The following is a 24,557-nucleotide window of genomic DNA, read 5'->3' on the forward strand; positions in this document are numbered from 1 at the left end:
ACCAGGACTCCTACAGAAGGATTGCGAGCATGAGCGACACCAGCCTGCGCCTGGTGTGGGTCTACCCCGACCTGCTGAGCACCTACGGCGACCAGGGCAACGTCCTGGTGGTGGAGCGCCGCGCCCAGCAGCGGCACATCCCCGTCACCCGTATCGACGTACGCTCCGACCAGCCGATCCCCACCTCGGGCGACATCTACCTGATCGGTGGCGGTGAGGACCGCCCGCAGCGGCTCGCCGCCGAGCGGCTGCGCCGGGACGGCGGACTGAACCGGGCGGTGGGCAACGGCGCCATCGTCTTCTCGGTCTGCGCCGGCTACCAGATCCTGGGCACCGAGTTCATCAACGACCTCGGCCGCCCCGAGCCGGGCCTGGGCATCCTCGATGTGCGCAGCGTCCGCAACGAGGGCGCCCGGCACGTCGGCGACATCATGGGCGACATCGACGAGCGGCTCGGCCTGCCGCCGCTGACCGGCTTCGAGAACCACCAGGGCAACACCGTCATCGGCCCCAGCGCCCGCCCGTTCGCCCGGCTCCGCTTCGGCAGCGGCAACGGCACCGGCGACGGCACCGAGGGCGCCTGGTGCGACACGGTCTTCGGCACCTACGCGCACGGCCCGGTGATGGCCCGCAACCCGCAGATCGCCGACATGCTGCTGAAGTTGGCGCTGGACGTGCACGCGCTGCCGCCGGTCGACGAGCAGTGGTACGAGGCGCTGCGCGCGGAGCGGATCGCCGCCGCGACGCAGGCGCCGGCCTGAGCCGCCGCACGGAGCGTGCCGGTTCCGTCATCCGGACGAAACCGGCACGACGGACCGTTGTTTCCCCCGTATGGATAGGCTGTCGGGGTCCTTCCGGACGACGGGGTCCGGTCGCCGGTTGACTTGCAGGTGCAGGAGTAGCGAGAGCAATGCGTATTGGTGTGCTGACCAGCGGCGGAGACTGCCCCGGACTGAACGCCGTCATCCGGTCGGTGGTGCACCGCGCCGTGGCCGACCACGGTGACGAGGTCATCGGATTCCACGACGGGTGGAAGGGGCTTCTGGAGTGCGACTACCGCAAGCTGGACCTGGACGCGGTCAGTGGCATTCTCGCTCGTGGCGGCACCATCCTCGGCTCGTCCCGGGTGCAGCCCGCGCATCTGCGTGACGGTGTCGAGCGGGCCAAGGGCCACGTCAAGGACCTCGGCCTGGACGCGATCATCCCCATCGGCGGTGAGGGCACGCTGAAGGCGGCCCGGCTGCTGTCGGACGCGGGGCTGCCGATCGTGGGCGTGCCGAAGACCATCGACAACGACATCTCCTCGACCGATGTCACCTTCGGCTTCGACACCGCGGTGATGGTGGCGACCGAGGCGCTGGACCGGCTGAAGACCACCGCCGAGTCGCACCAACGAGTGCTGATCGTCGAGGTGATGGGCCGCCACACCGGGTGGATCGCGCTGCACTCGGGCATGGCGGCCGGTGCGCACGCGATCGTGGTTCCGGAGCGGCCGTTCGACATCGAGGAGTTGACCGAGCTGGTCGGCAAGCGGTTCGCGGCGGGCAAGAAGTTCGCGATCGTGGTGGTCTCCGAGGGCGCCAAGCCGCGCGAGGGCTCGATGGCGTTCGAGACCGGCGGCACCGACATCTACGGGCACGAGCGGTTCGCCGGAGTGGCCCGGCAGTTGTCGGTCGAGCTGGAGCAGCGGCTCGGCAAGGAGGCGCGTCCGGTGATCCTCGGCCATGTACAGCGCGGCGGTACGCCCACCGCCTACGACCGGGTGCTGGCCACCCGGTTCGGCTGGCACGCGGTGGAGGCCGCGCACAACGGCGACTTCGGCATGATGACGGCGCTGCGCGGCACCGACATCGTGCTGGTGCCTCTTGCCGAGGCGGTCGACCATCTGAAGACGGTGCCCGCCGAGCGGTACGTCGAGGCGGAGTGTGTGCTGTAGCAGTGCGATTCGGATGAGCGTTCAACGAGCCGCCCCCGCCCGAAGCCTCGGGAGGGGGCGGCTCTAGTCTGGTGCGGGCGCATCGGTCGAATCGGTTGCAAAGGGGCGCCCCGCGCTAGGTGCGACAGGAGAGTTGCGGATGGATCACAGCGGGCACGGCATGTCGGGCATGCACGGCATGCACATGGACATGGATATGCCGCCGTTCACGCTGGCGCGGGGCCTGCAGTTCAGCGGGGACCCGTTCTTCCTGATCGGCTGTCTGCTGGCCCTCGGCCTGTACGGCTGGGGCGTGGTCCGGCTGCGCAGACGCGGCGACCAGTGGCCGGTGGTCCGCACGGTGGCGTTCGCGGCGGGTGTGCTGACCGTGGGCGTGACGATGTGCACCAAACTGAACGACTACGGCATGGTCATGTTCAGCGTGCACATGGTGCAGCACATGATCATCAGCATGCTCTCCCCCATCCTGCTGCTGCTCGGCGCGCCGGTGACGCTGACGCTGCGGGCGCTGCCCACCGCGGGCCGTGGCCGCAAGGGGCCGCGCGAACTGCTGGTGGCCCTGCTGCACAGCCGCTACATGCGGGTCATCACGCACCCCGCGTTCACCATCCCGCTGTTCATCGCGAGCCTGTACGCGCTGTACTTCACCCCGCTGTTCGACCTCCTGATGGGCAGCAAGGTCGGGCACATCGCGATGATGGTGCACTTCCTGGCGGTGGGCCTGGTCTTCTTCTGGCCGATCATGGGGGTGGACCCGGGACCGCACCGGCCGGGGTACGTGATGCGCATCCTGGAGCTGTTCATGGGGATGCCGTTCCACGCGTTCTTCGGCATCGCGCTGATGATGGCCAGCCAGCCGATGATCAAGACGTTCGAGCATCCGCCCGCCTCGCTCGGCGTGGACCCGCTGTCGGACATGCACGCGGGCGGTGCGATCGCCTGGGCGTTCAGTGAGATCCCGTCGGTGCTGGTACTGATCGCGCTGGTCATGCAGTGGTACTTCTCCGAGCAGCGGCAGTCCCGGCGCAAGGACCGGGCGGCGGACCGCAACGGCGACCAGGAGCTGGTGGCGTACAACGCCTATCTGGCCTCGCTCCAGGGACGCGGTCGCTGACCCGGCGCGCGTTATCCGTCGTCGCCCCGTAGCGGTAGGGACCGCTGCGGGGCGACGATGGTTTCGGAGGTGGCTGGGGCGATGCCGGGATCCGCGAAGGCGATGACGGTGTGCACGTTGGTGGTCCTGGTGGTGGTCACCGCGTACACCGTGGCGCTGGGCAGCAACGGGTGGCTGTGGTTCGGCTGGGTGGTGCTGGGGCTGCTGACCACGGGCACCGCGCTGACCCGGCGGACCTGAGGAGGCGTCCGCAGTGTTCTATTACGTTCTGAAGTACGTGGTGCTCGGGCCGCTGCTGAAGCTGCTGTTCCGGCCGCGTATCGAAGGGCTGGAGAACATTCCCGAGGAGGGTCCGGCGATCATCGCGGGCAATCACCTCTCCTTCTCCGACCACTTCCTGATGCCCGCGGTGCTGCCGCGCCGGATCACCTTCCTCGCCAAGCAGGAGTACTTCACCGGTCCGGGCCTGAAGGGCGCGCTGATCGCCTCGTTCTTCCGCAGCGCGGGCCAGATCCCCGTGGACCGCACCGGCGGGAAGGCGGCGCACCCGGCCGTCGCGGAGGCGCTCGGGGTACTGGAGCGCGGTGAGCTGATGGGCGTCTACCCCGAGGGCACCCGATCGCACGACGGACGGCTCTACAAGGGCCGCACCGGAGTGGCGGTGATGGCGCTCCAGGCGCGCGCGCCCGTGGTGCCGTGCGCGATGATCGGCACCTTCGAGATCCAGCCGCCGGGGCGGCTGGTGCCGAAGGTCCGCCGGGTGACGATACGGTTCGGCAGGCCGCTGGACTTCTCCCGCTTCGAGGGGATGGAACACGACCGGTACGTGCTGCGCTCGATCGTCGACGAGATCATGTACGCGATCATGGAGTTGTCCGGTCAGGAGTACGTCGACCGCTACGCCCCCGACGTCAAGGCCGAGTCGGAACACGGCGGTTCCACCCACCACCTGCGCAGGCCCGCCTAGCGGCCACGGGTCCGCCCGTCGAGAACAGCGGTTGACGCGACGGCCGTTCCGCGTCCCGTCCCGTGATCCCGCGGGCGGTTGCCGGTACGCCGTGGTCGCCCCCCCCACATCCGATGGTGCTCGATCTGTCCGAGGCCGAACGGGAGTTGGGCTACCGCCCGGTAACCAGGGTACTTCGAATCGCTCCCGGCCACCGCCGAGTGGACCGGGGCGCACCGGGCGGCCGGGGCTGGCGCGTCGTCTCCGGCGGGCCGACCGAGATCCTCCCCGGCCACGAGTTGTTCGACAACCCGTCCGAGGACCGCTGGTTGCGCGGCTTCCTCCGCGGCTGGCCGGTCAACGGAAGTCGCGCCAGGGCCACTTGAATCCGCCGCGCATCACCCGTACGTGGCCGAACACCGACCGCCCGGTGATCCGGACGACGGGACCGTCCTCGCCCTGCGGCCCCTTGCCGCCGGGCAGTGAACGCTTGCCGAACAGGGCGGTGCCGGTGTCGTAGACCCGCGCGTTGTCCGGCACCAGGATCTCGATCTTGCCGCCGAACGAGTTCGCGTCGATGACCACCTCCCGCCGGGTGAAGACGGCGTGCCGCAGGTCGATCACCGCGGCGCCGAAGGTGGAGCGGACCTCGGTGAGCGGCGGTACCGGCCACTGGCCACCGCGGCGGATCTTGCTGAACACTGCCGTGACCGGCGCGGCGTCGAGGTGCGCCGCGGGCGCCGGTTCGGCGGCGGGCACGGGCAGGTCCCGGGTGATCGGGGCGAGATCACCGACGGTACGGGAGGCGTAGACCGCCTCAAGCCGCTCGGCGTGCTCCTCGGGTGCCAGCCGTCCGGTGGCCAGCGCGTCCGCGAGAACGGCGGCCACCCGGTCCCGCTCCTCGTCGGAGGCGCGCAGATCGGGCGCGGCACCGGGCAGCTTGGCCAGTCGGGCGGGTTCCGGGTCGGGTACGGGGGCCGATGCGGACATCAGGTCTTCCTCTTCCACGGCGTGCGCGGACTACGACGAGACTCACGTTATATCGCGATACCCGCGACTGGCAATACACGTCGCCATGCCCTGCCGCACGCCGCCCTCCGCCCCCGAAGACGACGGTGCCGCGCTCCTGTTCAGGAGCACGGCACCACATCAACCGCGTTCAAACAGGAGTCACTTGGCGTTGGGCACCGGTACGGCGTGCGGGCCGCAGGTCACGTCGTGGCCGTCGAGCCGCCCGTCCACGAAGTAGGCGGTCACCCGGTCGTTGACGCACGGGTTCACCAGGCCCGTCACACCGTGCGAGCCCGCGCCCCGCTCAGTGATCATCTCCGAGCCGGCCAGCCTGCGGTGCAGCTCCACCCCGCCGGAGTACGGGGTCGCCGCGTCACGCGTGCTCTGCACGATCAGCACGCTCGGCAGCCCCTGGCGCGAGCGGACGTCGACCGGGGTGTGCTGCGGCTGGGTCCAGGTGGCGCACGGCAGGTTCATCCACGCGTTGGACCACGTCATGAACGGGTACTTGGCGTTCAGCGCGGTGTTGTCCCGGTCCCACCGCCTCCAACTGGTGGGCCAGTGCGCGTCGTTGCACTCCACGGCCGTGTAGACGGCGTTCGAGTTCTCCGCCGCCGCCGCGTTCGTGTAGTCCGGTCCCGCCGCCTTGACCAGCGGCCGGGCGTCACCCGCGACGTACTTGCCCCACGCGTCGGCGATGATCGGCCAGTACTGGTCGTAGTAGGGCGCGTTCTGGAAGAAGGAGATCAGCTCGGCCGGGCCGACGACGCCGCCGATCGGCTGACGCTTGGCAGTGGCACGCAGCCTCAGCCACTGCTGCTGGACCTTGGCCCGGGTGCCGCCGAGGTGGTACACGCTGTCGTACCGGGCGACCCAGTTCTCGAAGTCCTTCCACCGGCCCTCGAAGGCCACATCCTGGCTGAGGTTGTTCTGGTACCAGATGTCCTTCGGGTCGGGATCGACCACGCTGTCCACCAGCAGGCGGCGCACATGGGTCGGGAACAGCGTCGCGTAGACCGCGCCCAGATACGTGCCGTACGAGACGCCGAGGTAGTTGAGCTTCCTGTCACCGAGCGCGGCGCGGATGACGTCCATGTCGCGGGCGGTGTTGGGCGTCGTCATGTAGCGCAGCAGCGCCCCGCTGCGCTGCGCGCACCCGTTCGCGTACTCCTTGGCCAGCTTGCGCTGCGCCAGCTTGTCGGCCGCGTCCGCGGGTACCGGGTCGGCCTTGGGGGCCTTGGCGAACTCGCGCGGGTCCTCGCAGCTGATCGGGGCGGAGCGCCCGACGCCGCGCGGGTCGAAGCCCACGAAGTCGTAGGCCTGGGCGATCTTGGTCCACAACGGGTTCTTGGTGGTGACCCGGGTCGGGAACTTCATCCCGGAGCCGCCCGGTCCACCCGGGTTGTACACCAGCGAACCCTGGCGCTGAGCCGGGGAGCCGGTACTGCGGACCCGGTCCACGGCGAGCTTGATGGACGGCCCGTCGGGGTTCGCGTAGTCGATGGGAACCGTCACATACCCGCACTGGACGGGAGACTTGAGCCCCCACGCGGTCGGGCAGTCGGTCCAGTGGACACCGGCCTTCGCGGCACGTGCTGCCGCGGCGCCCACCCCGCGCGCCTCGGCACTCACCCCCTGTGCGGCACCGCCCGGCGCGAGGTCCCCGGCGGTGGCCACGGGAGCCGCGGCGATGGTACCCGCGAGCAGGGCCCCGGTGGCGCCGAGCACGGCAATGCGTCTCAAAGAATTTCCCCTCTCTGCTGGAGTGCCGCTGACAGCGGCACCGATCAAGCAGGTGCAAGAGGATCTTGGCGTTCGGTCACAGGATCGGCACAGGCGTTCCCAAGGATTCTTTACCATTTCGTAAGACTCGATTGCGGGTTGACTCACCGCCATCCCAGCGCCGCCGCTTGGCGTAGAGCAGCCGACCAGCGGCGGCGGCTACCCCGCCGAGGGCGCCACCGCCGCGTGGCCGGCGTCCAGCAGTCGACGTGCCGTCAAGGCGTCCTGGGCCAGCGCGGTTACCAGGACGGCCGGTCCGGCGAGCGGGGTGAGCACCGCCTCCCCCTCGGCCGGGTCGGACGGCAGCGCCGCCGCGGGCGGGGCGTGCTCCTCGAAACTCGGCTCCACGACGAGGAGTTGGCCCATCGCCCGGTACCGGTCGAGCACCGCGGGTCCCGACCATCCCGGCGCCCCGGGACCGACGGTGACCTCCTGGTCGAGCAGCGTCCGGCCGCCCCCGCGTACGGTCAGCCTGCTCGCCAGCCGTCCCGGCTGCTCCCCCGCCCGGCCCAGCACCAACTCCTCACGCAGCACGAGCCGGGCCCCTTCGGCCAGCTCCACCCAGGTGGTCATCGCCAGATCGCTGCCGGCCGCCGCGATCAACGGCTCCGGCAACCAGCGCAGCTCCGCGCCCGCCCCCACGGTCAGCCGCACGTCGTACCCGGCGCGCGCCCCGTTCCGCCCCGGCAGTGAGACCGTGGCCGCCGCCGAGCCCACCGTCAGCCGTGCCCCGGGCAGCACCCGTGCCCGGAGCGAGAGGTGGTCGCCGCCCAGCGGCGCGCTCATCGCCCCGACCACCGTGACCTGGGCGGCACCCGGCCGGGCCGAACGAGTGCGGCGCAGCGCCAGCGGCCCCGCCCCGTCGAGCACCGGCAGCGCCGTGCCGCCACGGCCGTCCGGAGTGGCCACGATCCGCGCGGTGGCGCGCACCCCGCCGGGAGCGGCGCAGGGCAGCGCGACGGTGGTCATACCGCCGCCGCGGTCCACCCGGCGAGCCGCTCACGGACCCAGCCGATCACCGGAGCGATGCCGTCCGGTTCGGTCAACGCGGTGAAGGCGACGGGCAGTTCGCCCCGCTGCGCCTTGGCGTCCCTTGCCATCACCCCCAGGTCGGCGCCGACCAGCGGCGCCAGGTCGGTCTTGTTGACCACGAGGAGGTCGGCGGTCGAGACCCCCGGGCCGCCCTTGCGCGGGATCTTGTCGCCGCCCGCCACGTCGATCACGAAGATCTGCGCGTCGACCAGCCCCTTGGAGAAGGTGGCGGTGAGGTTGTCGCCGCCGGACTCCACAAGCACCAGGTCCAGCGGACCGACGCTCTCCTCCAGGTCCTCCACGGCTTCGAGGTTGGCGGAGATGTCGTCCCGGATGGCGGTGTGCGGGCAGGCGCCGGTCTCCACCGCGGTGATCCGCTCGGGCGGAAGAACGGCGTTACGGAGCAGGAACTCGGCGTCCTCCCGGGTGTAGATGTCGTTGGTGACCACGGCGATGGACAGTTCGTCGCGCAGTTGGCGGCAGATCGCGGCGACCGTCGCGGTCTTCCCGGAACCGACCGGTCCGCCCAGCCCGATCCGCAGTGCCCGGCGAGTGCCGTCGGGCCGCTCGGTCGGGGCGCCCGAAGACGTGGGCGCGCCGCGCTTCCCTGAAAGGGCGCTGGCGGGCGATGCGTGGGTGTGCCGCTGGGGGTAGGTCTCGGGGTGGTCCAGGTGCATGGTCGGCTCCGGGCGGTGGGGTACGGGTGGGCTAGGAGGCGAAGAGGCGGACGGGCCAGGCGGCGTGCTGTTCCGCGGCGATCTCCAGCAGCGGCGCGGAGGCGGCCGGTAGCGCGTCGACATCGCTGTCGAGCGCCGACTCGGCGGCCAGCACGGCCTGTTGGGCGACATGGTCCAGTTCGGGGGCGAGCCGGGCGAGCACGGCGGTGGCGTCGAACGGATCGAGGCTGAGCAGCCGCACCGCCGCCGTCGCCGGTCCGCTGACCGCCTCGTACGCCGCCGCGTACGCCGCGTCCAGCGGCCCGAGTCCGGCCGCGGCGGCGGCCAGTCCGAGGACCACCGGCTGGTGGACGCCGCGCGGTCGGGCCGCCGCCAGTGCGTCGAGGGCGGGCGACGGCCAGCAGGCGCGCGCCGCCCGCATCAACTGGCGGCCGAGCTTGCGGCCGGTCGCCCGCAGCGCGGGCGAGGGGGTGCGGGCGTCGGCTGCCTCGTCCAGCAGCAGCGGATCCACGCCCGCCGCCGCGGCGGCGGCGAGTGCGGCGGCGACCAGCCCGGCGGTGCCCAGCCGTCCCCGGCAGAACGCCTCCAGGGACACCGCGTCGTGCACCCGTCCGGCCGCCACCGCGGCCTCGGCGCCACCGGAGTGGGCGTGCCCGCCCGCCGGAAAGCGGCCATCGGCGAGGACCAGCAGCGCGGCGCGGCCGGTCGTCGTGGTCGTCATGCCGTGTCCTCGCGCCTCAGAACAGGAAGTAGCGCTGGGCCATGGGCAGTTGGGCGGCCGGCGCCGGATCGATGACCTCCCCGTCGATGCGCACCGTGAAGGAGTCCGGGTCGACCTCCACCCGCGGCAGCGCGTCGTTCTGCCGCATGTCCGCCTTGGTGACGGCGCGGGTGCTGCCGATGGCGGTGAACCGCTTGCCGAGGTCCAGCCGGTCGGCGAGTCCGGCGTCGAGCGCTGACGAGGTCACGAAGTTGACCGAGTTGCCGCCCGGCGCCCGGCCCGTCGCGCCGAACATCGGCCGGGGCAGCAGCGGTTGCGGGGTCGGGATGGAGGCGTTGGCGTCGCCCATCTGCGCGTACGCGATCTGCCCGCCCTTGATGACCAGTTGTGGTTTTACGCCGAAGAACGCGGGCTCCCACAGCACGAGGTCGGCGAGCTTTCCCTCCTCGACCGAGCCGATCTCGCGGTCGAGGCCCTGGGCTACCGCGGGGTTGATGGTGTATTTGGCGACATATCGACGAGCACGCTGGTTGTCCGCCCGGCCGTCGCCGGGCAGGGCGCCCCGGCGCTCCTTCATCACATGGGCGGTCTGCCAGGTGCGGAGCACCACCTCACCGATCCGGCCCATCGCCTGTGAGTCCGAGGAGATGATGGAGATCGCGCCGAGGTCGTGCAGTACATCCTCGGCGGCGATGGTGGACGGCCGGATACGGGACTCGGCGAAGGCCAGGTCCTCGGGCACCGTCGGGTTGAGGTGGTGGCAGACCATCAGCATGTCGAGGTGCTCCTCAACGGTGTTGATGGTGTGCGGTCGGGTCGGATTGGTCGAGGACGGCAGTACGTTCGGCCGGGAGACCACCGTGATGATGTCCGGTGCGTGGCCGCCGCCCGCACCTTCCGTGTGGTAGGCGTGAATACCGCGTCCGGCGATCGCGGCCAGGGTGTCCTCCACGAACCCGGCCTCGTTCAAGGTGTCGGTGTGGATGGCGAGTTGCGCCCCGCTGGCCTCGCAGACCGTCAGGCAGGCGTCGATGGCGGCCGGGGTGGCGCCCCAGTCCTCGTGCACCTTGAAGCCGATGACTCCGGCGCGCAGCTGGTCGTACATCGACTCGGCGCTGACCGTGTTGCCCTTGCCCAGCAGGCCGATGTTGACCGGCGAGCAGTCCAGCGCCTGGAACATCCGCTCAAGGTGCCAGGCCCCCGGGGTGATGGTGGTGGCCTTGCTGCCCTCGGCCGGGCCGGTACCGCCGCCGACCAGGGTGGTCACCCCGGAGGACAGCGCCTCGTCGACCAACTGCGGGCAGATGAAGTGGACATGCGCGTCGATGGCGCCCGCGGTGACGATCCTGCCGTTTCCGGCGATGATCTCCGTCTCCGGCCCGATGACCAGTCCCGGATGGACGCCGTCCATGGTCTCGGGATTACCCGCCTTGCCGATGGCGGATACACGTCCATCGCGGATACCAATATCGGCCTTGACGATCCCCCAGTGGTCGAGGATCACCGCGCCGGTGATCACGGTGTCCGGTGCCCCCTGCGCCCGGGTGACCCTGGACTGTCCCATCGACTCGCGGATCACCTTGCCGCCGCCGAAGACCGCCTCGTCGCCGCAGTTGCCGGGCCCGCCGGACAGGTCCCGCTCGATCTCGATCAGCAGGCTGGTGTCGGCGAGCCGGATCCGGTCGCCGGTGGTGGGGCCGAACAGGTCGGCGTACCCGGCGCGGTCGAGCCGGACCGGCGGCTGAACGGACTCAGTCATCCAGTGCCCCCGCCGTCTGGCCGCGCAGTCCCGCGACGATCCGGGCGCCCGCGATGGGCACCAGTGCGACCTCGACCGGGATGCCGGGCTCGAAGCGTACGGCGGTGCCCGCGGCGATCCCCAGGCGCAGCCCGTGGGCGGCGGCCCGGTCGAAGCCCAGTGCGGTGTTGGCCTCGGCGAAGTGGTAGTGCGAGCCGACCTGTACCGGTCGGTCGCCGGTGTTGAGCACGGTGAGCCGGGTGATCGGCCTGCCCTCGTTGAGGGTTACCGGCGCGTCGGCGAGGAGGATCTCTCCGGGGATCATGAAGTGCCCTGTCCTGTCAGCCGGTTCAGACGATCGGGTCATGGACGGTGACCAGCTTGGTGCCGTCCGGGAAGGTGGCCTCGACCTGTACCGAGTGCAGCATCTCCGGGATGCCGTCCATCACCTCGCCCCGGGTGAGCACCTTGCGGCCGGAGGCCATCAGTTCGGCGACCGTGTTGCCGTCCCTGGCGCCTTCCAGTACGTGCGAGGTGATCAGCGCCACGGCCTCCGGGTGGTTGAGCTTCAGCCCCCGGGCCCGTCGCCTCTCCGCCACATCGGCCGCGACATGGATCAGCAGGCGCTCCTGCTCATGCGGAGTCAGTTGCATGCGCACACCTCACAGTTGACCTGGTGACCGACCGGAGCACTTGGCGCGATCGCCCCTCCCGGGACGGCACCGCCCGCACTGTACCCCCGGCGAAACCGCACTTGACCTGCCGCTTCCCAGGATTTTGCAGGGTGGTTACGCCATGGGTTCGGCGCTGTTTCCACCGCGTAAAGGACGCCCCCGTAAGGGGTTTCGGGCGGTCAGGTGGTGTCGCGGCGGGGCGTCCCCGGGTCGATGTGCTGGGCGGCGATGCCGAAGCGGCGGCGTTCGCCGGTGGCGGACGCGCCGGGGACCTGGGTGGAGACGGTGCTGATCACCGGCTCCTGGCTCTGCTCGTCGCCCTCTTCGAGTCGCCGCAGGTCAGCGGCGGACACCAGGGCGACGAGGGGCTTGCCGTGCCGGGTCACGACGACCCGTTCACCGCCGTAGACCACGCGGTTGATCAGTTCCGCGAGTTCGGCTCGGGCTTGTGTCACCGGAACTTCGTGCGCCATGCTCCCATCATAGCGGGATGTACGTCCTGTACATTTTTTACAGACGAACCACTTCCTGGCCTCACGGCAGGATGGTTCCCAGCGGCGCGCCTGCGCCATGGAGGTGTGGAGCATGATCCGGCCAACCGCCCGATATGTCCTTCCGGAGTTCACCGAACGCACCACCCACGGCCTGCGCACCATGGATCCGTACTCCAAGCTGCTCTCCGAGCGGGTGGTCTTCCTCGGCGCGCCCATCGACGACACCTCGGCGAACGATGTGATGGCGCAGCTACTGCACCTGGAACACGCCGCTCCGGAACAGGACATCCAGCTCTACATCAACTCGCCTGGCGGATCGTTCACCGCGATGTCGGCGGTCTACGACACCATTCGGTTCATCACCTGCGACATCCAGACGGTCTGCCTGGGCCAGGCGGGCTCCGCCGCGGCCGTACTCCTGGCGGCGGGCACCGCGGGCAAGCGGCTGGCACTGCCCAGCTCGCGGGTGTTCCTGGAGCAGCCGGGCATCCCGGAGCCGGTCCGCGGCCAGCCCTCCGACCTGGAGATCCAGGCCGACGAGATCCGTCGGCAACGAGAGCTGACGGAGCGACTGCTCGCCGAGCACACCGGCCAGCGGTTGGAACGGATCCACGACGATCTGGAACGCGTCACGGTCCTCGACGGCCCCGGCGCCGTGGCGTACGGACTGGTGGACCACCTGGCCCGCGACCGCAAGGCCGCCCTGTCGCTCAGGGAGCGGTGACCGCCGGTGCTCCCCGAACTACCGCGGCTGCCCGCGCTCACCCGTGCGGAGGGCGCCCTGGTGGACCGGTACCTGGAGGCGGTCGACCTGCTGGGCAGGATCAACCCGGCCCGCTGCACCGACACGTACTCCGCGCTGCGTGCCGCCCAGGCCCTGGTGGGCACGGCGAACGGGCTGCGCGAGGCGCTGGAGCTGATGCACGAGCGCGGCGAGCACGAAGTGCACGGCCCGGCCCTGGTGCGGGCGCTACAGGTGCTGGACGGCGAACGGCGCTCCCGGCTACCGGCGATCCCCGCCCCACCACTCTGACGGGCTATTCCTGACCGGTATCCCAAAAAAGCCGACAACGGCTTCGTTTCGGCCTCTTCCGGTCGTCGGGGTTCCCGAACGGAGCATCTTCCGGTCGGATTTGATGCGTTTCATGGGTAATGATCCCTGCGACGACAAGCCCCCGCCACAGCGACGGGGCGGTCCGGGCGGACGCCGAGTCCTGCCGCCGCCTGGATGCCGAGTCGACACCACAACGGCAGGAGCGGAGGACCCAAGCAGTGCGGGGTCGTTCCGGAAGGTGACGGCCCCTAGGGGTGAAGCCGCCACGGCGGCCGGGCAACTTCGCCAGCCCGAACCCGACAGGCCATCCTTCGTAGGCGGACGACGAAGGGGTGCCCCATGAGTGCGCCGATAATGCCGTCCGTTCTGCTCTCCCGCGCCGCAGCGACCGTGGCACTGGTCACCGCCGCCCTGGCCGGAACCCTCGTGGCCCCGGGTCTCGCGCAACAGGCGAGCGCCAACCCCGTATCCATCCGGGCCCTGAAGATCGCCGCGTCCAAGCAGGGCTCCCCCTACCGGTGGGGCGCCACAGGCCCGTACAGCTTCGACTGCTCGGGACTGACCTCCTACGCCTTCCGCAAGGCGGGCCGCCGACTACCGAGAACCGCGGCTGCCCAGTACTACCGGACCCGCCACGTCTCCGCCAGCGCCCGCCGCCCGGGTGACCTGGTCTTCTTCCACCACGGAGGTTACGTCTACCACGTCGGTGTCTACGCGGGGCACAACAGGATCTGGCACGCCCCCAGGACCGGAACCCGAGTACGCCTGGAAAGGATCTGGACCCGCCACGTCTGGTACGGCCGGGTGCGCTGACCCGGTGCGGCCCGGGGACCCCGACGGCGGCCACCGTCGCGGCGCCCCGGGCCGAGCCGTACTCCAGGCCCTCAACCGGCCGCAGGAGCAGGAATCCGGTGGAACCGCGGGCCCCAACACATCGCGCTACGGCATGGGTTCGCACTCCCGATCCCATAACTCGCCCCGCTCGCCGGACAGTACGGGCCAAGGCAGTGCGATCCAGACGGTCTTGCCGCCCTCCGGCCGCGGCGCCACGGACATCCGGCCGCCGGACTCCGCCGTCAGGTAGCGGATGATGGACATCCCCCGTCCGTTGTCCTGCTGCACCGCCGCGGGCAGCCGTTGCGGCCAGCGCGGATGGCTGTCACTGACGCCGATCCGCAACCGCTCGTCCCGGTCGAGCAGCAGATCGACGGTGAAGGTCGGCGACTGGCCGAGGGTGTGCTGTACGGCGTTGGTCGCCAACTCCGAGACGATCAGCCGCACCGTGTCGGCGGCGGGCGCGGTGTCCGGCAGCCCCCACTCGCCAAGGACCCCGGTTACGTATCTGCGCGCCACCGTCACCGAGGCTGGATCGCTCGGCAGGGTGACGGATGCTTCCTGGTGATCTGCCATGGCGACACTGTCCCTCTTCCGCCGGCTCGGACTCCGCTCGCGGACCGTCCGCAGCGGTGCCGACCGTGGATATGTCAGTGGCACGACTACGGACAGTTGCTTTTCTCAGAGTGCGATCCATGCTGCCGTCGACCCGGGTGATCCGCCAAGCACTGCTTTGCTCTGTCCCTCAAAGCAGTGAACTCTGCTGGGTAATAGCGCAGTAGAGAGTTGGGGGCGCACTCAGCGGGAGCCGTCGGGAGCAGTGCGGATGATCACCTCGCAGGCTTTCGAGATGTCACTCACCGTCATATCCGCGCGAGCGGACAGCCGTAGCCGCGAGATCCCGTCCGGCACGGACGGCGGACGGAAGCAGCCGACCGCGACCCCCGCCGACCGGCAGTCGGCGGCCCAGCGCACCGCGGCGTCCGGCCCCGGCGCCCGCACCGACAGCACACAGGCGTCCGGTGCGGCCGAGTCAAGCCCGGCCGAGGTCAACCGGCGGTGCACTTCACGGGCGACGGCACGGGCGCGCGCCGCCCGGCCCGGCTCCCCGCGCAGCAGGCGCAGCGCGGCCAGCGCCCCGGCCGCGGCGGCCGGGGCGAGCCCGGTGTCGAAGATGAACGTCCGCGCGGAGTTGACCAGGTGTTCGATGACCCGCGCCGGGCCGAGCACGGCGCCCCCCTGGCTGCCCAGCGACTTGGAGAGGGTGACCGTGCACACCACGCCGGGCGCGCCGGAAAGTCCCGCCGCCGCCACCGTGCCCCGGCCGCCGTCGCCCAGCACCCCGAGTCCGTGCGCGTCGTCGACCAGCAGTGCCGCGCCCGACTCGGCGCAGACCGCGGCCAGTTGGGGCAGCGGCGCGGCATCGCCGTCGACCGAGAAGACCGAGTCGGTGATGGCCAGCGCGCAACCCGCGTACCCGTCGAGCGCCTTGCGGAACCCCTCCGGCTCGCGGTGCGGTACGACGACGGTCTCGGCGCGGGCCAGACGGCAGCCGTCGATCAGTGAGGCGTGGTTGGCGGCGTCGGAGACGATCAGCGACCCCGGCGGGGTGAGCGCGGTGACCGCGGCGAGGTTGGCGGCGTATCCGGTGGCGAAGACCAGGGCCGCCTCGAAACCGCAGAACGCGGCGAGCTCCGCCTCCAGTTCGGCATGCAGCTCGGTGGTTCCGGTGACCAGCCGCGACCCGGTCGAGCCCGCGCCCCACCGCACCGCGGCCCGCGCCGCGGCATCCGTGACCTCGGGGTGCCTGGCCAGCCCCAGATAGTCGTTGCTGGCCAGGTCGAGCAGCTCCGATTCTGCGGGCCGGGGGCGCAGCGTACGGACCAGCCCGGCGCGCCGGCGCGCCTCGGCGCGGGCGTCGATCCAGTCGAACGGGTCACGGGTCATGTTCGTCCAGTCGTCCAAATGCTCGGGCGGGCGTAGGGGGTCACACCGGGTTTGCCTGCAACCTAACGGGCGTACGGCGCGGATCGGGGTGTGGCGATACACACATGTTGTTCGGTTGGTGTTGTGTGGTTCGCCATTGGCCCTTGGTGGCTCACTGGGCCAGGATCATCGCCATGGACCTGCTGAACACGCTGGTGGACAAGGGGCTGCGGCGAGAACTGCCGACCCGCGAGGAAGCGCTGGCCGTACTGGCCACCTCCGACGATGAACTGCTCGACGTGGTGGCCGCGGCCGGAAAGGTCCGCCGCCACTGGTTCGGACGCCGGGTGAAGCTCAACTACCTGGTCAACCTGAAGTCCGGGCTGTGTCCCGAGGACTGCTCGTACTGCTCCCAGCGGCTCGGCTCCAAGGCCGAGATCCTGAAGTACACCTGGCTGAAGCCGGACGAGGCGGCGGACGCGGCGGGCGCCGGGATCGCCGGCGGCGCCAAGCGGGTCTGCCTGGTGGCCAGCGGACGCGGCCCGACCGACCGGGACGTGGAGCGGGTCTCCAGGACCATCGAGGCCATCAAGGGCGAGCACGAGGGCGTGGAGGTGTGCGCCTGCCTCGGGCTGCTGTCCGAGGGCCAGGCCGAGCGGCTGCGGGCGGCCGGAGCGGACGCCTACAACCACAACCTCAACACCTCCGAGGCGACGTACGGCGACATCTGCACCACGCACGACTTCTCCGACCGGGTGGACACCGTCCGCCAGGCGCAGGCGGCGGGCCTGTCGGCGTGCTCCGGACTGATCGCCGGAATGGGCGAATCGGACACCGATCTGGTGGACGTGGTCTTCGCCCTGCGCGAAATGGACCCGGACTCGGTGCCGGTGAACTTCCTCATCCCGTTCGAGGGCACTCCGCTGGCGGAGAAGTGGTCGCTGACCCCCCAGCGCTGCCTGCGCATCCTGGCGATGGCCCGATTCGTCTGCCCGGACGTGGAGGTACGGCTGGCGGGCGGCCGGGAGATCCATCTGCGCACGCTCCAGCCGCTGGCGCTGCACCTGGTCAACTCCATCTTCCTGGGTGACTACCTGACCAGTGAGGGCCAGGCGGGCCAGGCCGACCTGGAGATGATCGCGGACGCGGGCTTCGAGGTGGAGGGCTCGGACACCACCACGCTGCCCGAGCACCGGCGCGGCGCCTCGGTCTGCGGCCCGCACGACGGCTGCGGCCCGCACGAGAGCGCCTGCGGGCCGTGCGGTGCGGAACCCGAGCCGGAGCCGGTGGCGGCGCCCGCAGCGGCCCGTACCGACCTTGTCGCGGTGCGCCGCCGTGGCGCGGGCACGGACCTGCCGCCCAATGCCTGAGCCGCTCGCCGTGCGTGCGCTGCTGGACCTCGACCGGGAACACGTATGGCACCCGTACGGGCCGATGCCCGGCCGTGCGGAACCGCTCCTGGTCGAGTCGGCCAGCGGGGTACGGCTGCGGGTCAGCGATCCGGCGGGCGGCACCTTCGAACTGGTGGACGGGATGTCCTCGTGGTGGTCTGCCGTCCACGGCTACAACCACCCGGTACTCAACGAGGCGGTGCGCGGCCAACTGGACCGGGTGAGCCATGTGATGTTCGGGGGGCTCACCCATGAGCCCGCCGTCCGGCTGGCCGCCCGGCTGGTGGAGATCACCCCGGAGCCGCTGCGCCATGTCTTCCTCGCCGACTCCGGCTCGGTGTCGGTCGAGGTCGCGGTCAAGATGTGCCTGCAGTACTGGCGGTCACGCGGACGGCCGGACAAGCGGCGGCTGTTGACCTGGCGCGGCGGGTACCACGGCGACACCTGGCAGCCGATGTCGGTGTGCGATCCGGACGGCGGCATGCACCACCTGTGGTCCGGTGTGCTGTCCCGGCAGGTCTTCGCCGACCCGCCACCGGGCGGCTTCGACGACCCGGCGGACCCGCGGTACGCCGCGCACCTGCGGGAGTTGGTCGCGCGGCACGCCGACGAGCTGGCCGCGGTGATCGTCGAACCGGTCGTGCAGGGGGCGGGCGGGATGCGCTTCCACTCCCCCGACTACCTGCGGGTGCTGCGCGAGTTGTGCGACGAGCACGACGTGCTGCTGGTGCTGGACGAGATCGCCACCGGCTTCGGGCGCACCGGCGCGTTGTTCGCGGCCGACCACGCGGGGATCGCACCCGATGTGATGTGCCTGGGCAAGGCGTTGACCGGTGGCTATCTGACGATGGCCGCGACGCTGTGCACCCCGCGGGTCGCCGAGGGGATCTCTCGGGGCGAGGTGCCGGTGCTCGCGCACGGCCCCACGTTCATGGGCAATCCGCTGGCGGCGGCCGTCGCAGGCGCCTCGATCGACCTGCTCCTCGGCCAGGACTGGGCGCTGGAGGTCAAGCGGATCGAGGCGGGGCTGCGCGAGGGCCTGGCGGACGCCTCGGCGATCGCGGGAGTACGGGACGTACGTGTGCTAGGCGCGATCGGTGTGGTGCAGCTCGACCACGAGGTGGATGTCGCGGCGGCGACCCGGGCCGCGGTCGGCAGCGGCGTGTGGTTGCGGCCGTTCCGCGATCTGGTGTACACGATGCCGCCGTACGTCACCGGGGACGAGGACGTGGCACGGATCTGCGCGGCGGTACTGGCCGCGGCGCGGGAGGGTTGAGGAAGCGATATGGGTACGGTGATCGTCGTCACGGGGACGGGCACGGAGATCGGCAAGACGGTGGTGACCGCGGCCGTGGCCGCCACCGCCGTGGCGCTCGGCCGCACCGTCGCCGTGCTGAAACCGGCCCAGACCGGTGTGGCGGCGCACGAGGCCGGCGATGTCGCCGAGGTGGCGCGGCTGGCCGGTGAGGTGACGACCGCCGAACTCGCCCGCTACCCCGAGCCGTTGGCGCCGGGCACCGCGGCCCGGCGCGCCGGACTGCCCACGGTGGATCCCGAGCAGATCGCGGACGCGGCGCGCAAGTTGGCCATCGACCACGACCTGGTCCTGGTGGAGGGCGCGGGCGGACTGCTGGTGCGCTTCGACGACCAGGGCACAACGCTGGCGCACGCCGCCGAACTGCTGGGCGCCGGGGTGCTCTTGGTCGCGGCGGCGGGCCTCGGCACGCTGAACACGACCGAGCTGACCGCGCGGGAACTGCGCCACCGGGGGCTGGACTGCCTCGGTGTGGTGGTGGGCAGTTGGCCTCGGGAGCCGGATCTGGCCGCCCGGTGCAATCTGGCCGATCTGCCCCGGGTGGCGGACGTCCCGCTGCTGGGCGCGGTGCCGCAGGGGGCCGGAGCCCTGCCGCCCGCCGACTTCCGCCGGTCGGCGGCGGGTTGGCTGGCGCCCGCCCTCGGCGGTTACTGGGATGCGAACGCGTTCCGCGCTCGCGTGGAGGCCTGACCGGCGGCACACTGGATGGCGTCGGCCCCGCGCGAGGAGAGGCAACGCCATGAGCGCACTGACGCGGGCTCCGCGGGAGGCGGTACACCACCCGGTCTTCGCCCGGTTCTACGTCCGTTGGGCGGCGGTCGCCGAAGAACGGCTGGAGTTGGCACGGCACCGCCGAGAGCTGTTGGCCGGGCTCTCCGGCCGGGTCATCGAGATCGGCGCCGGGTCGGGGGCGAACTTCCGGCACTATCCGGCGGCGGTCTGCGAGGTGGTGGCGACCGAGCCGGAGCGGCTGCTGCGGCGCGCGGCGGCCGACGCGGCATCGCGGGTGGAGGTGCCGGTGGATGTCGTCCCCGCCGCGGCGGAGGCGCTGCCGGTCAAGAGCGAGGCGTTCGACGCGGCGGTGGCCTGCCTGGTGCTGTGCTCGGTACGTGATCAGCGGCGTGCGCTGGCGGAGTTGAGACGGGTGGTGAGACCGGGCGGCGAGCTGCGGCTGCTGGAGCATGTACGGTCCACCGGCCGGGGTATGGCGGCCGCGCAGTGGGCGGTGGACCACACGTTCTGGCCGCTGCTGTTCGGCGGCTGCCACACGGGCCGCGACACGCTGGCGCAGGTGACGGCCGCGGGCTTCGAACTCGGCACGGTACGTCGCCTCAAGGTGCCGGACGGCCCCATTCCGTTCCCCAGCACGCCACATGTCCTGTGCGTGGCGCGCCGCGCCTGAGTCAGTGCTCCGAGCCCCCGGTCCAGCCCCGCAGTTCGTCGGTGATGCGCTCCAGGTCCGCCGTACCGTCCTTCACCAGCCGTGCCAGATCCCGTACCTGCTCCGGCGAGGTGACCACTTTCATGCCGCAGGCGACCAGGTACGCGTAGGCGACGGCGCAGGCGAACATCACGTTGGACCGCTCCAGGGCGGGCACGTGCACCAGCAACTGGAGCAGCGCGGCGGCGCGTTGCCGTGGGTCGGGGTAGACGGGCGTGCCGAATATCTCCGCCTGGTGGCGGGCGACCGCGGCCAGCAGCGATCCCCAGTCGGTGACCTGTGGATCACCGGGGGTGTTGCGTTCGGCGACCATCAACAGCCAGGCGAGGTCGATGCGCAGGGTCACGCCGGCGTGCGCCCCGAGCCGGAGCCGCCGTTCGACTCGTCGTCCGCGGGCAGAGCGTTGGCCCGGCTGCCTTCGCGATCCCGTCCGAACTCCTCGGCGAACACCGCTTCGTACTGCTTCATGAAGTCGGCGGCGGCCTCCACGAAGGCTCGGCCGTTCTCCGCCTGGTCGGCGCGGACCAGTTCCTCGATGTAGCGGTTGACGCTGATGCCGCGCTGCGAGGCGCGGGTCTTGGCGGTCTCGGCGGTGGTCTCGTCGACCCGCACGTTCAGCTGTGTCTTGGCCATAAGCCAAAGCTAGCGCTCATCCGCTAGCATCGGCAAGACACGCCATGTCGACCAGCAGCCGCGTGTACGGATCGTCACGGCCGCGTATCACGCGCGGTACCGCCATGAGGACGGCGGAAACCTGGCACCAGCGCCGCACCCGGTCCACGGCGAGCCCCGGCACCAGATCGGCGAGCCGCAGCGTTCGCTCCTCGACCACGCCCGGCGTGGTGGCATCGGACAGCGCCCAGTCGACGGCGTCGAAGTCGGGATCGCCGACCGCCGGGCGCGGATCGATCGCCACCAGAGCACGCCCCGCTCCGGCGTCCAGGACGTTGCCCGGGTGCAGATCACCGTGCACGACGGCGCTCGGGCCGCCGTCCGCCAGCCGGAGGGCGGCGCGTCGGCAGCGCTCGACCAGCCCGCCACCGACGGCGGGCTCCGACGGCGCGGCGGCCAGCCGTCTGAGGGCGAGGTCGAAGAGGAACTCGATCCGCTCCGCGAGCGTGGGCAGAGCGCTGTCCGGACCGGAACGGTGCCCGCGGATCGCCGTCAACAGCCCCGCCACCTCGGCCAGTCGGAAACTGGCCGCCGCCCGCAGCGTCGGCGCGGGACGGCCGTCGGGACACTCGACCGCCGCGAGCAGCAGGGCGCCCTCGTCCGGTGCCGCGGCGAGCAGCCGTGGCGTACGGCCGCCGTCCTGCCAGAGCCGCAGCGCCTCCGCCTCCTGCACGGCGACCGTCGGATCCGGGGTGAGCTTGAGGTACGCCCGACTGCCGTCCGGCCGGGCGCAGACGATCACGCGCGAGGTGCCGCCGCCCATCTGCTGGACGGGCCGCAGCGTCCAGCGCTCCGCCAGCGCCGTCACCCGCGCGGGCAGCCCGTCGCACCAGGCTTGGGCCCCCGCCCCGAACCGCACCGCCAACCCCTCACGCGCCGCCCGCGGCACCACGATGTCCATGGGTCCCCCTCCTCGGATCGCCACTGCCCCACCTGTGTACCGCAGGGCACTGACAAGAGCCGCCGGAGGGCGAGGTGGCACCGGTCGCGGGGCGACTCGCCTTGCCCGAACCGCTGCTGGCCCTCGCTGCCGAATCGACGCGGCACCGCCGCCCTGGCCACGCTCGCGGCCGACAAACTGCCCACTCCACGGACGTCCGCGCCCACGAAACACGCCGCTTCCTCCACCGACTTCAGCGTCAACCGCACATCAGCCGCGGCTACTTCCGCGGCCCACACGTCCGCTACATCGTCGAATGGAACCCTTTGAGTTTCTGATCAATTTGACGGCGTTGACAAGTGGCATGCGGGGCGGGAGCCTATTGAGCGCCTGAGCACACCTGCTTTCTTCCCGAGTAGCCGCCCCGACCTCAACAGAGGACACATGTCCCGCACTCGTAGACGATTACTCGCTACCCTGCTTGGCGCCGTTCTGTGCCTCTTCGCCGCGGCCCCCATGGCCAGTGCCACCACGGGAGACCTCGGTGGCATGGAGCTCAATGAGTACTGCCAGGCGATGCACTACCAGGGCGCCGAGACGATCGACAACGGCAATTCCAACCCCTGGGTCTGTTACTACGGCAACGGCGCGTACTGGACGCCGCTGAACCTGTTCGCCGCCTGCGACTGGCAGTTCAGCGACCTGGTGCGAGCCGGCTTCAACGTCCGGTACGTGGGTAGCGGACGCTGCTGGGCGATCAACGCGATCGACTATTCATCCCCCAGTGACATGCCGCTGGGCGGCTACTGCAAGGCCCTCGGGTACAACACCCCGGCCCTCGACGTACACAATGTCGCGGGATGGCGATGCGTCGGATACAACGGTGTCCACTACGCCATCGACTTGCACGCCGCCTGCCGCTGGCTCAACCCGACGCTCGCCGCCCAGGGATACAGCCTGGTCTCCTACTTCAACAGCTACGGCGACGTATTCGGAATCCGCTGTCTGGCAATGAAACACAGCTGAGAGCGGCAGTCATCCGCCCCCACGAGGGCTTCGGAGGAGATATATAAGTGCACAGCTGAAAGGCGTCCAGCTGCGGAAAACAGCCGGTGAAGGCCAATCCCAGCAGGGCCGGACCGCCCGCACGTCGGCCTGCGCCCGCACCGGACCGAGGAGGCGGTAAAGACCGCGACCACTCCGAGTGCCGGAGCCGGTTACCCGCCACTGCACGGCGCATCCAGCACAGTTGGAGCGCGGGCTCCGTCCACACCGCGGCAGGAGCCCTCAGCGCGGCGCCGCTCCGAAGACGTGATCCCAGTAGGGACAGCTCACGCCGACGCCCACAGGTCCTTGGCCTTGGTGAAGCCGCAGGAACCGAGCAACTCCGCGTGATAGGGCGGGTTGTACGGCATGAGGATCGTTGGTGGTGAGGAGAAGCCCTCCACCAGCGTCCCGCACTCCCCGTTGGTGGAAGAACCCACCGGTCCGATCATCGACGTGAGCCCGCGTGCCCGCAGCCAGCCCGCGGCGGCCTCGAAGAGCGCCCGCGCCGCGTCGGGGTCGTCGGTGCACTCGAAGAGCCCGAAGAACCCGTCGCTGCCACCATGGTGGGCGTTGTGCCGGGGGTTGCTGACAGCGGCGACCCGACCGGCGATCTCCTTTCCCCGGTGGGCCACGAACAGCGCTGCCTCCCCGAATTCGAAGAAGGGTGCCTGCGGGGATCCAGGAACGCCTTGCGCTCGCTCACCAACGGCGGCACCCAGCAAGGGTCACCGCGGTAGAGCCGATACGGCAGCCGGATGAACATCCGCCGCCCTTTCGCGTTGGCCACGACCGCGATCCGCAGCGGAGGCGGGTGCGCCCGCGTGCCGGATCTCATCGTTGTGCTCTCTCGTCGGTGAGGACGGCGCTGATCAGGCGTACGGCGTGCGTCAAGTCGTCAACAGCAAGCTGTAGTCGACAGCCAGCCCGAAACCCAGGACGGTGGTGATGTTGAACGCGAGCGCCGACAAAGGGATCGCGCGGGCCAGCAGTTCCAGGAAGCAGGAAGGCGGTCGTGGTGACGACCGCGAACGCTCCCACGAGTACCGGGAGCAGCGCGCTGACGGCGCTCGCGAAGACCCACAACAGGACCACGAGGATCAACGGGGCCCCGATGGCCTCGGCCAGGTGCAGGCCGTGTTCGCTGAGCCGGTCGCTCTCGGACAGCACGGCGTCCCTGCCAGCGCCGGACACGTGCAGCGGGCCGAGCTGCCCGGTATGCCGGGCGATGACATCATCACTGGCGATGCGGACCGCTCGTTCGGTTCCGCGGAAACGCACCAGGGCCAGGGCGTGGTGCAGGTCAGCCGTGCGCAGTGTGCAAAGGCGACGTGGCCAGTAGCTCTGCACCCAGGCAACGCGGGGTCGGCCGCGCAATCGTCGGCCATGGACGCCGCCCACTGCGGAGTCTCAGCGCGCCGATGGAGACAAGCGGCTGCTGACGCCGAACGCGGCCAACGCCGCGCAGGCCACCAGGCCGACGAGGGCAAGCACCCAGCCAGCACCACGTCGTGTGGAAAACAGCGCACATGCCCGGTTCCACACTCGATGTCGCTGCTCGCTGCCCGGACCGCCCGCCGTTACCATGTCCGAAGCAACGACATACCGCCACTGACGTCACCGTGGCGCTGGGCACGGGCCGTTCGTCAGCGGTCGTAGCCCGCTGCGCGCCGAAGCCCCGTCGGAGTGCTCCGACGGGGCTTCGGCACCTCACGACGCCCTACGGCAGGGGTCGCGCAGGAGCGGTTCGGATCGTGGCAGTGCAGTCGTGTAGAGATGCCGGGTTCGAAACGTCTCGGGTCGCGCTTTGGGGCTTTATCGTGCCGCTGGCTGGTGGAGCCAGGGCGCGCTGGCGGCCCAGAAGATGCAGTTGGC

General features: G+C 70.9%; 30 protein-coding genes and 1 riboswitch. Of the genes, 14 read left to right on the forward strand and 16 right to left on the reverse strand.

From position 1 onward, the window contains the following. Nucleotides 1-29 precede the first annotated feature (29 nt). From P3G67_RS21750 to P3G67_RS21775, 6 genes are all read left to right on the forward strand, one after another. Nucleotides 30-761, forward strand: coding sequence for a type 1 glutamine amidotransferase (locus P3G67_RS21750; protein ID WP_276094958.1), 732 nt, complete (start codon nt 30-32; stop codon nt 759-761). A 149-nt stretch (nt 762-910) separates the two neighbouring features. Then, nucleotides 911-1,936 carry a 6-phosphofructokinase gene (locus P3G67_RS21755; protein WP_269857312.1) on the forward strand — a complete coding sequence of 342 codons (1,026 nt, stop codon included), beginning with the start codon at nt 911-913 and terminating at the stop codon, nt 1,934-1,936. Nucleotides 1,937-2,075: 139 nt separating this feature from the next. Next, a complete protein-coding gene (locus P3G67_RS21760; RefSeq protein WP_276094959.1) occupies nt 2,076-3,050 on the forward strand; it encodes a cytochrome c oxidase assembly protein in 975 nt (324 codons plus the stop codon). 81 nt (nt 3,051-3,131) lie between these two features. Continuing rightward, nucleotides 3,132-3,290, forward strand: coding sequence for a hypothetical protein (locus P3G67_RS21765; RefSeq protein ID WP_269857310.1), 159 nt, complete (start codon nt 3,132-3,134; stop codon nt 3,288-3,290). 13 nt (nt 3,291-3,303) lie between these two features. Then, the gene (locus tag P3G67_RS21770) at nt 3,304-4,017 is read left to right on the forward strand and encodes a lysophospholipid acyltransferase family protein (protein WP_269857309.1); all 714 of its coding nucleotides are present in this window, start codon (nt 3,304-3,306) and stop codon (nt 4,015-4,017) included. A 113-nt stretch (nt 4,018-4,130) separates the two neighbouring features. Continuing rightward, complete coding sequence (locus P3G67_RS21775; protein WP_276094960.1) at nt 4,131-4,382, forward strand: hypothetical protein; 252 nt, start codon at nt 4,131-4,133, stop codon at nt 4,380-4,382. Here P3G67_RS21775 and P3G67_RS21780 read toward each other — a convergent pair. The 9 genes from P3G67_RS21780 to P3G67_RS21820 all read right to left on the reverse strand — a co-directional run bounded on the left by P3G67_RS21780 (nt 4,354) and on the right by P3G67_RS21820 (nt 12,104). Beyond that, a complete protein-coding gene (locus P3G67_RS21780; RefSeq protein WP_276094961.1) occupies nt 4,354-4,986 on the reverse strand; it encodes a DUF1707 SHOCT-like domain-containing protein in 633 nt (210 codons plus the stop codon). The genes P3G67_RS21775 and P3G67_RS21780 overlap by 29 nt on opposite strands. A gap of 180 nt (nt 4,987-5,166) precedes the next feature. Then, complete coding sequence (locus P3G67_RS21785; RefSeq protein ID WP_276094962.1) at nt 5,167-6,750, reverse strand: alpha/beta hydrolase; 1,584 nt, start codon at nt 6,748-6,750, stop codon at nt 5,167-5,169. A gap of 198 nt (nt 6,751-6,948) precedes the next feature. Further along, entirely contained in the window at nt 6,949-7,758 is an 810-nt protein-coding gene (locus P3G67_RS21790; protein WP_276094963.1) for an urease accessory protein UreD, read from the reverse strand. After that, on the reverse strand, nt 7,755-8,498 hold the full coding sequence (ureG, locus tag P3G67_RS21795; protein WP_276094964.1) for an urease accessory protein UreG: 744 nt from the start codon (nt 8,496-8,498) through the stop codon (nt 7,755-7,757). The genes P3G67_RS21790 and ureG overlap by 4 nt, the downstream gene beginning before the upstream one ends. 31 nt (nt 8,499-8,529) lie before the next feature. Then, the gene (locus P3G67_RS21800) at nt 8,530-9,219 is read right to left on the reverse strand and encodes an urease accessory protein UreF (protein WP_276094965.1); all 690 of its coding nucleotides are present in this window, start codon (nt 9,217-9,219) and stop codon (nt 8,530-8,532) included. A gap of 16 nt (nt 9,220-9,235) precedes the next feature. Further along, a complete protein-coding gene (locus P3G67_RS21805) occupies nt 9,236-10,978 on the reverse strand; it encodes an urease subunit alpha (RefSeq protein ID WP_276094966.1) in 1,743 nt (580 codons plus the stop codon). Next, nucleotides 10,971-11,282: an urease subunit beta gene (locus tag P3G67_RS21810; RefSeq protein WP_276094967.1), complete on the reverse strand. Its 312-nt coding sequence runs from the start codon at nt 11,280-11,282 to the stop codon at nt 10,971-10,973. The genes P3G67_RS21805 and P3G67_RS21810 overlap by 8 nt, the downstream gene beginning before the upstream one ends. A 25-nt stretch (nt 11,283-11,307) precedes the next feature. Then, nucleotides 11,308-11,610, reverse strand: a complete 303-nt coding sequence (locus P3G67_RS21815) for an urease subunit gamma (RefSeq protein WP_276094968.1) — start codon at nt 11,608-11,610, stop codon at nt 11,308-11,310. 200 nt (nt 11,611-11,810) lie between these two features. Beyond that, nucleotides 11,811-12,104, reverse strand: coding sequence for a type II toxin-antitoxin system Phd/YefM family antitoxin (locus P3G67_RS21820; RefSeq protein WP_276094969.1), 294 nt, complete (start codon nt 12,102-12,104; stop codon nt 11,811-11,813). Between the two features lie 112 nt (nt 12,105-12,216). Here P3G67_RS21820 and P3G67_RS21825 point away from each other — a divergent pair, with 112 nt between their 5' ends. The 3 genes from P3G67_RS21825 to P3G67_RS21835 all read left to right on the forward strand — a co-directional run bounded on the left by P3G67_RS21825 (nt 12,217) and on the right by P3G67_RS21835 (nt 13,992). After that, nucleotides 12,217-12,849, forward strand: coding sequence for an ATP-dependent Clp protease proteolytic subunit (locus tag P3G67_RS21825; RefSeq protein WP_276094970.1), 633 nt, complete (start codon nt 12,217-12,219; stop codon nt 12,847-12,849). A 6-nt stretch (nt 12,850-12,855) separates the two neighbouring features. Next, complete coding sequence (locus P3G67_RS21830) at nt 12,856-13,158, forward strand: hypothetical protein (protein WP_276094971.1); 303 nt, start codon at nt 12,856-12,858, stop codon at nt 13,156-13,158. A 186-nt stretch (nt 13,159-13,344) separates the two neighbouring features. Further along, nucleotides 13,345-13,514: riboswitch (cyclic di-AMP (ydaO/yuaA leader) on the forward strand. 4 nt (nt 13,515-13,518) lie between these two features. Next, nucleotides 13,519-13,992 carry a C40 family peptidase gene (locus P3G67_RS21835; RefSeq protein WP_269857297.1) on the forward strand — a complete coding sequence of 158 codons (474 nt, stop codon included), beginning with the start codon at nt 13,519-13,521 and terminating at the stop codon, nt 13,990-13,992. A 126-nt stretch (nt 13,993-14,118) separates the two neighbouring features. Here P3G67_RS21835 and P3G67_RS21840 read toward each other — a convergent pair whose 3' ends face one another. Continuing rightward, the gene (locus P3G67_RS21840; RefSeq protein WP_269857296.1) at nt 14,119-14,589 is read right to left on the reverse strand and encodes an ATP-binding protein; all 471 of its coding nucleotides are present in this window, start codon (nt 14,587-14,589) and stop codon (nt 14,119-14,121) included. Nucleotides 14,590-14,811: 222 nt separating this feature from the next. Beyond that, nucleotides 14,812-15,960 carry an 8-amino-7-oxononanoate synthase gene (locus tag P3G67_RS21845; RefSeq protein ID WP_276094972.1) on the reverse strand — a complete coding sequence of 383 codons (1,149 nt, stop codon included), beginning with the start codon at nt 15,958-15,960 and terminating at the stop codon, nt 14,812-14,814. Nucleotides 15,961-16,133: 173 nt separating this feature from the next. Between P3G67_RS21845 and bioB the strand changes: the two genes are divergently transcribed. The 4 genes from bioB to P3G67_RS21865 are packed head-to-tail and all read left to right on the forward strand — an operon-like array spanning nt 16,134 to nt 20,047. Continuing rightward, a complete protein-coding gene (gene bioB, locus P3G67_RS21850; protein ID WP_276094973.1) occupies nt 16,134-17,309 on the forward strand; it encodes a biotin synthase BioB in 1,176 nt (391 codons plus the stop codon). Then, a complete protein-coding gene (locus tag P3G67_RS21855; RefSeq protein WP_276094974.1) occupies nt 17,302-18,606 on the forward strand; it encodes an adenosylmethionine--8-amino-7-oxononanoate transaminase in 1,305 nt (434 codons plus the stop codon). The genes bioB and P3G67_RS21855 overlap by 8 nt, the downstream gene beginning before the upstream one ends. Before the next feature lie 9 nt (nt 18,607-18,615). Further along, on the forward strand, nt 18,616-19,335 hold the full coding sequence (gene bioD, locus P3G67_RS21860) for a dethiobiotin synthase (protein WP_276094975.1): 720 nt from the start codon (nt 18,616-18,618) through the stop codon (nt 19,333-19,335). 49 nt (nt 19,336-19,384) lie between these two features. Further along, nucleotides 19,385-20,047 carry a class I SAM-dependent methyltransferase gene (locus P3G67_RS21865; protein ID WP_269857291.1) on the forward strand — a complete coding sequence of 221 codons (663 nt, stop codon included), beginning with the start codon at nt 19,385-19,387 and terminating at the stop codon, nt 20,045-20,047. 1 nt (nt 20,048) lies between these two features. On the opposite strand, the gene P3G67_RS21870 is transcribed toward P3G67_RS21865, so the two are convergent. The 3 genes from P3G67_RS21870 to P3G67_RS21880 are packed head-to-tail and all read right to left on the reverse strand — an operon-like array spanning nt 20,049 to nt 21,659. Next, nucleotides 20,049-20,432: a fic family toxin-antitoxin system, toxin component gene (locus tag P3G67_RS21870; protein ID WP_269857290.1), complete on the reverse strand. Its 384-nt coding sequence runs from the start codon at nt 20,430-20,432 to the stop codon at nt 20,049-20,051. Further along, nucleotides 20,429-20,719 (reverse strand): hypothetical protein, encoded by a 291-nt coding sequence (locus tag P3G67_RS21875; RefSeq protein ID WP_276094976.1) that lies wholly within the window; start codon nt 20,717-20,719, stop codon nt 20,429-20,431. The genes P3G67_RS21870 and P3G67_RS21875 overlap by 4 nt, the downstream gene beginning before the upstream one ends. 16 nt (nt 20,720-20,735) lie before the next feature. Next, complete coding sequence (locus P3G67_RS21880) at nt 20,736-21,659, reverse strand: aminoglycoside phosphotransferase family protein (RefSeq protein ID WP_276094977.1); 924 nt, start codon at nt 21,657-21,659, stop codon at nt 20,736-20,738. Nucleotides 21,660-22,187: 528 nt separating this feature from the next. Here P3G67_RS21880 and P3G67_RS21890 point away from each other — a divergent pair. After that, nucleotides 22,188-22,664 (forward strand): hypothetical protein, encoded by a 477-nt coding sequence (locus P3G67_RS21890; RefSeq protein WP_276094978.1) that lies wholly within the window; start codon nt 22,188-22,190, stop codon nt 22,662-22,664. 305 nt (nt 22,665-22,969) lie between these two features. Here P3G67_RS21890 and P3G67_RS21895 read toward each other — a convergent pair whose 3' ends face one another. After that, nucleotides 22,970-23,317 carry a hypothetical protein gene (locus P3G67_RS21895; protein WP_276094979.1) on the reverse strand — a complete coding sequence of 116 codons (348 nt, stop codon included), beginning with the start codon at nt 23,315-23,317 and terminating at the stop codon, nt 22,970-22,972. A 199-nt stretch (nt 23,318-23,516) separates the two neighbouring features. Next, entirely contained in the window at nt 23,517-24,032 is a 516-nt protein-coding gene (locus P3G67_RS21900; RefSeq protein WP_276094980.1) for an MMPL family transporter, read from the reverse strand. Nucleotides 24,033-24,557 lie beyond the last annotated feature (525 nt).

Source organism: Streptomyces silvisoli (assembly GCF_029269905.1).
GTDB classification, from domain to species: domain Bacteria; phylum Actinomycetota; class Actinomycetes; order Streptomycetales; family Streptomycetaceae; genus Streptantibioticus_A; species Streptantibioticus_A silvisoli_A.

Coding starts and splice junctions, on each gene's coding strand:
- P3G67_RS21800 (WP_276094965.1), bottom strand. CDS start 9,219: ATGACGACCACGACGACCGGCCGCGCCGCGCTGCTGGTCCTCGCCGAT.
- P3G67_RS21820 (WP_276094969.1), bottom strand. CDS start 12,104: ATGGCGCACGAAGTTCCGGTGACACAAGCCCGAGCCGAACTCGCGGAA.
- P3G67_RS21840 (WP_269857296.1), bottom strand. CDS start 14,589: ATGGCAGATCACCAGGAAGCATCCGTCACCCTGCCGAGCGATCCAGCC.
- bioB (WP_276094973.1), top strand. CDS start 16,134: ATGGACCTGCTGAACACGCTGGTGGACAAGGGGCTGCGGCGAGAACTG.
- P3G67_RS21855 (WP_276094974.1), top strand. CDS start 17,302: ATGCCTGAGCCGCTCGCCGTGCGTGCGCTGCTGGACCTCGACCGGGAA.
- P3G67_RS21775 (WP_276094960.1), top strand. CDS start 4,131: ATGGTGCTCGATCTGTCCGAGGCCGAACGGGAGTTGGGCTACCGCCCG.
- P3G67_RS21835 (WP_269857297.1), top strand. CDS start 13,519: ATGAGTGCGCCGATAATGCCGTCCGTTCTGCTCTCCCGCGCCGCAGCG.
- P3G67_RS21760 (WP_276094959.1), top strand. CDS start 2,076: ATGGATCACAGCGGGCACGGCATGTCGGGCATGCACGGCATGCACATG.
- P3G67_RS21865 (WP_269857291.1), top strand. CDS start 19,385: ATGAGCGCACTGACGCGGGCTCCGCGGGAGGCGGTACACCACCCGGTC.
- ureG (WP_276094964.1), bottom strand. CDS start 8,498: ATGCACCTGGACCACCCCGAGACCTACCCCCAGCGGCACACCCACGCA.
- P3G67_RS21880 (WP_276094977.1), bottom strand. CDS start 21,659: ATGGACATCGTGGTGCCGCGGGCGGCGCGTGAGGGGTTGGCGGTGCGG.
- P3G67_RS21755 (WP_269857312.1), top strand. CDS start 911: ATGCGTATTGGTGTGCTGACCAGCGGCGGAGACTGCCCCGGACTGAAC.
- P3G67_RS21890 (WP_276094978.1), top strand. CDS start 22,188: ATGGAGCTCAATGAGTACTGCCAGGCGATGCACTACCAGGGCGCCGAG.
- P3G67_RS21810 (WP_276094967.1), bottom strand. CDS start 11,282: ATGATCCCCGGAGAGATCCTCCTCGCCGACGCGCCGGTAACCCTCAAC.
- P3G67_RS21780 (WP_276094961.1), bottom strand. CDS start 4,986: ATGTCCGCATCGGCCCCCGTACCCGACCCGGAACCCGCCCGACTGGCC.
- P3G67_RS21750 (WP_276094958.1), top strand. CDS start 30: ATGAGCGACACCAGCCTGCGCCTGGTGTGGGTCTACCCCGACCTGCTG.
- P3G67_RS21815 (WP_276094968.1), bottom strand. CDS start 11,610: ATGCAACTGACTCCGCATGAGCAGGAGCGCCTGCTGATCCATGTCGCG.
- bioD (WP_276094975.1), top strand. CDS start 18,616: ATGGGTACGGTGATCGTCGTCACGGGGACGGGCACGGAGATCGGCAAG.
- P3G67_RS21825 (WP_276094970.1), top strand. CDS start 12,217: ATGATCCGGCCAACCGCCCGATATGTCCTTCCGGAGTTCACCGAACGC.
- P3G67_RS21845 (WP_276094972.1), bottom strand. CDS start 15,960: ATGACCCGTGACCCGTTCGACTGGATCGACGCCCGCGCCGAGGCGCGC.
- P3G67_RS21790 (WP_276094963.1), bottom strand. CDS start 7,758: ATGACCACCGTCGCGCTGCCCTGCGCCGCTCCCGGCGGGGTGCGCGCC.
- P3G67_RS21765 (WP_269857310.1), top strand. CDS start 3,132: ATGCCGGGATCCGCGAAGGCGATGACGGTGTGCACGTTGGTGGTCCTG.
- P3G67_RS21805 (WP_276094966.1), bottom strand. CDS start 10,978: ATGACTGAGTCCGTTCAGCCGCCGGTCCGGCTCGACCGCGCCGGGTAC.
- P3G67_RS21875 (WP_276094976.1), bottom strand. CDS start 20,719: ATGGCCAAGACACAGCTGAACGTGCGGGTCGACGAGACCACCGCCGAG.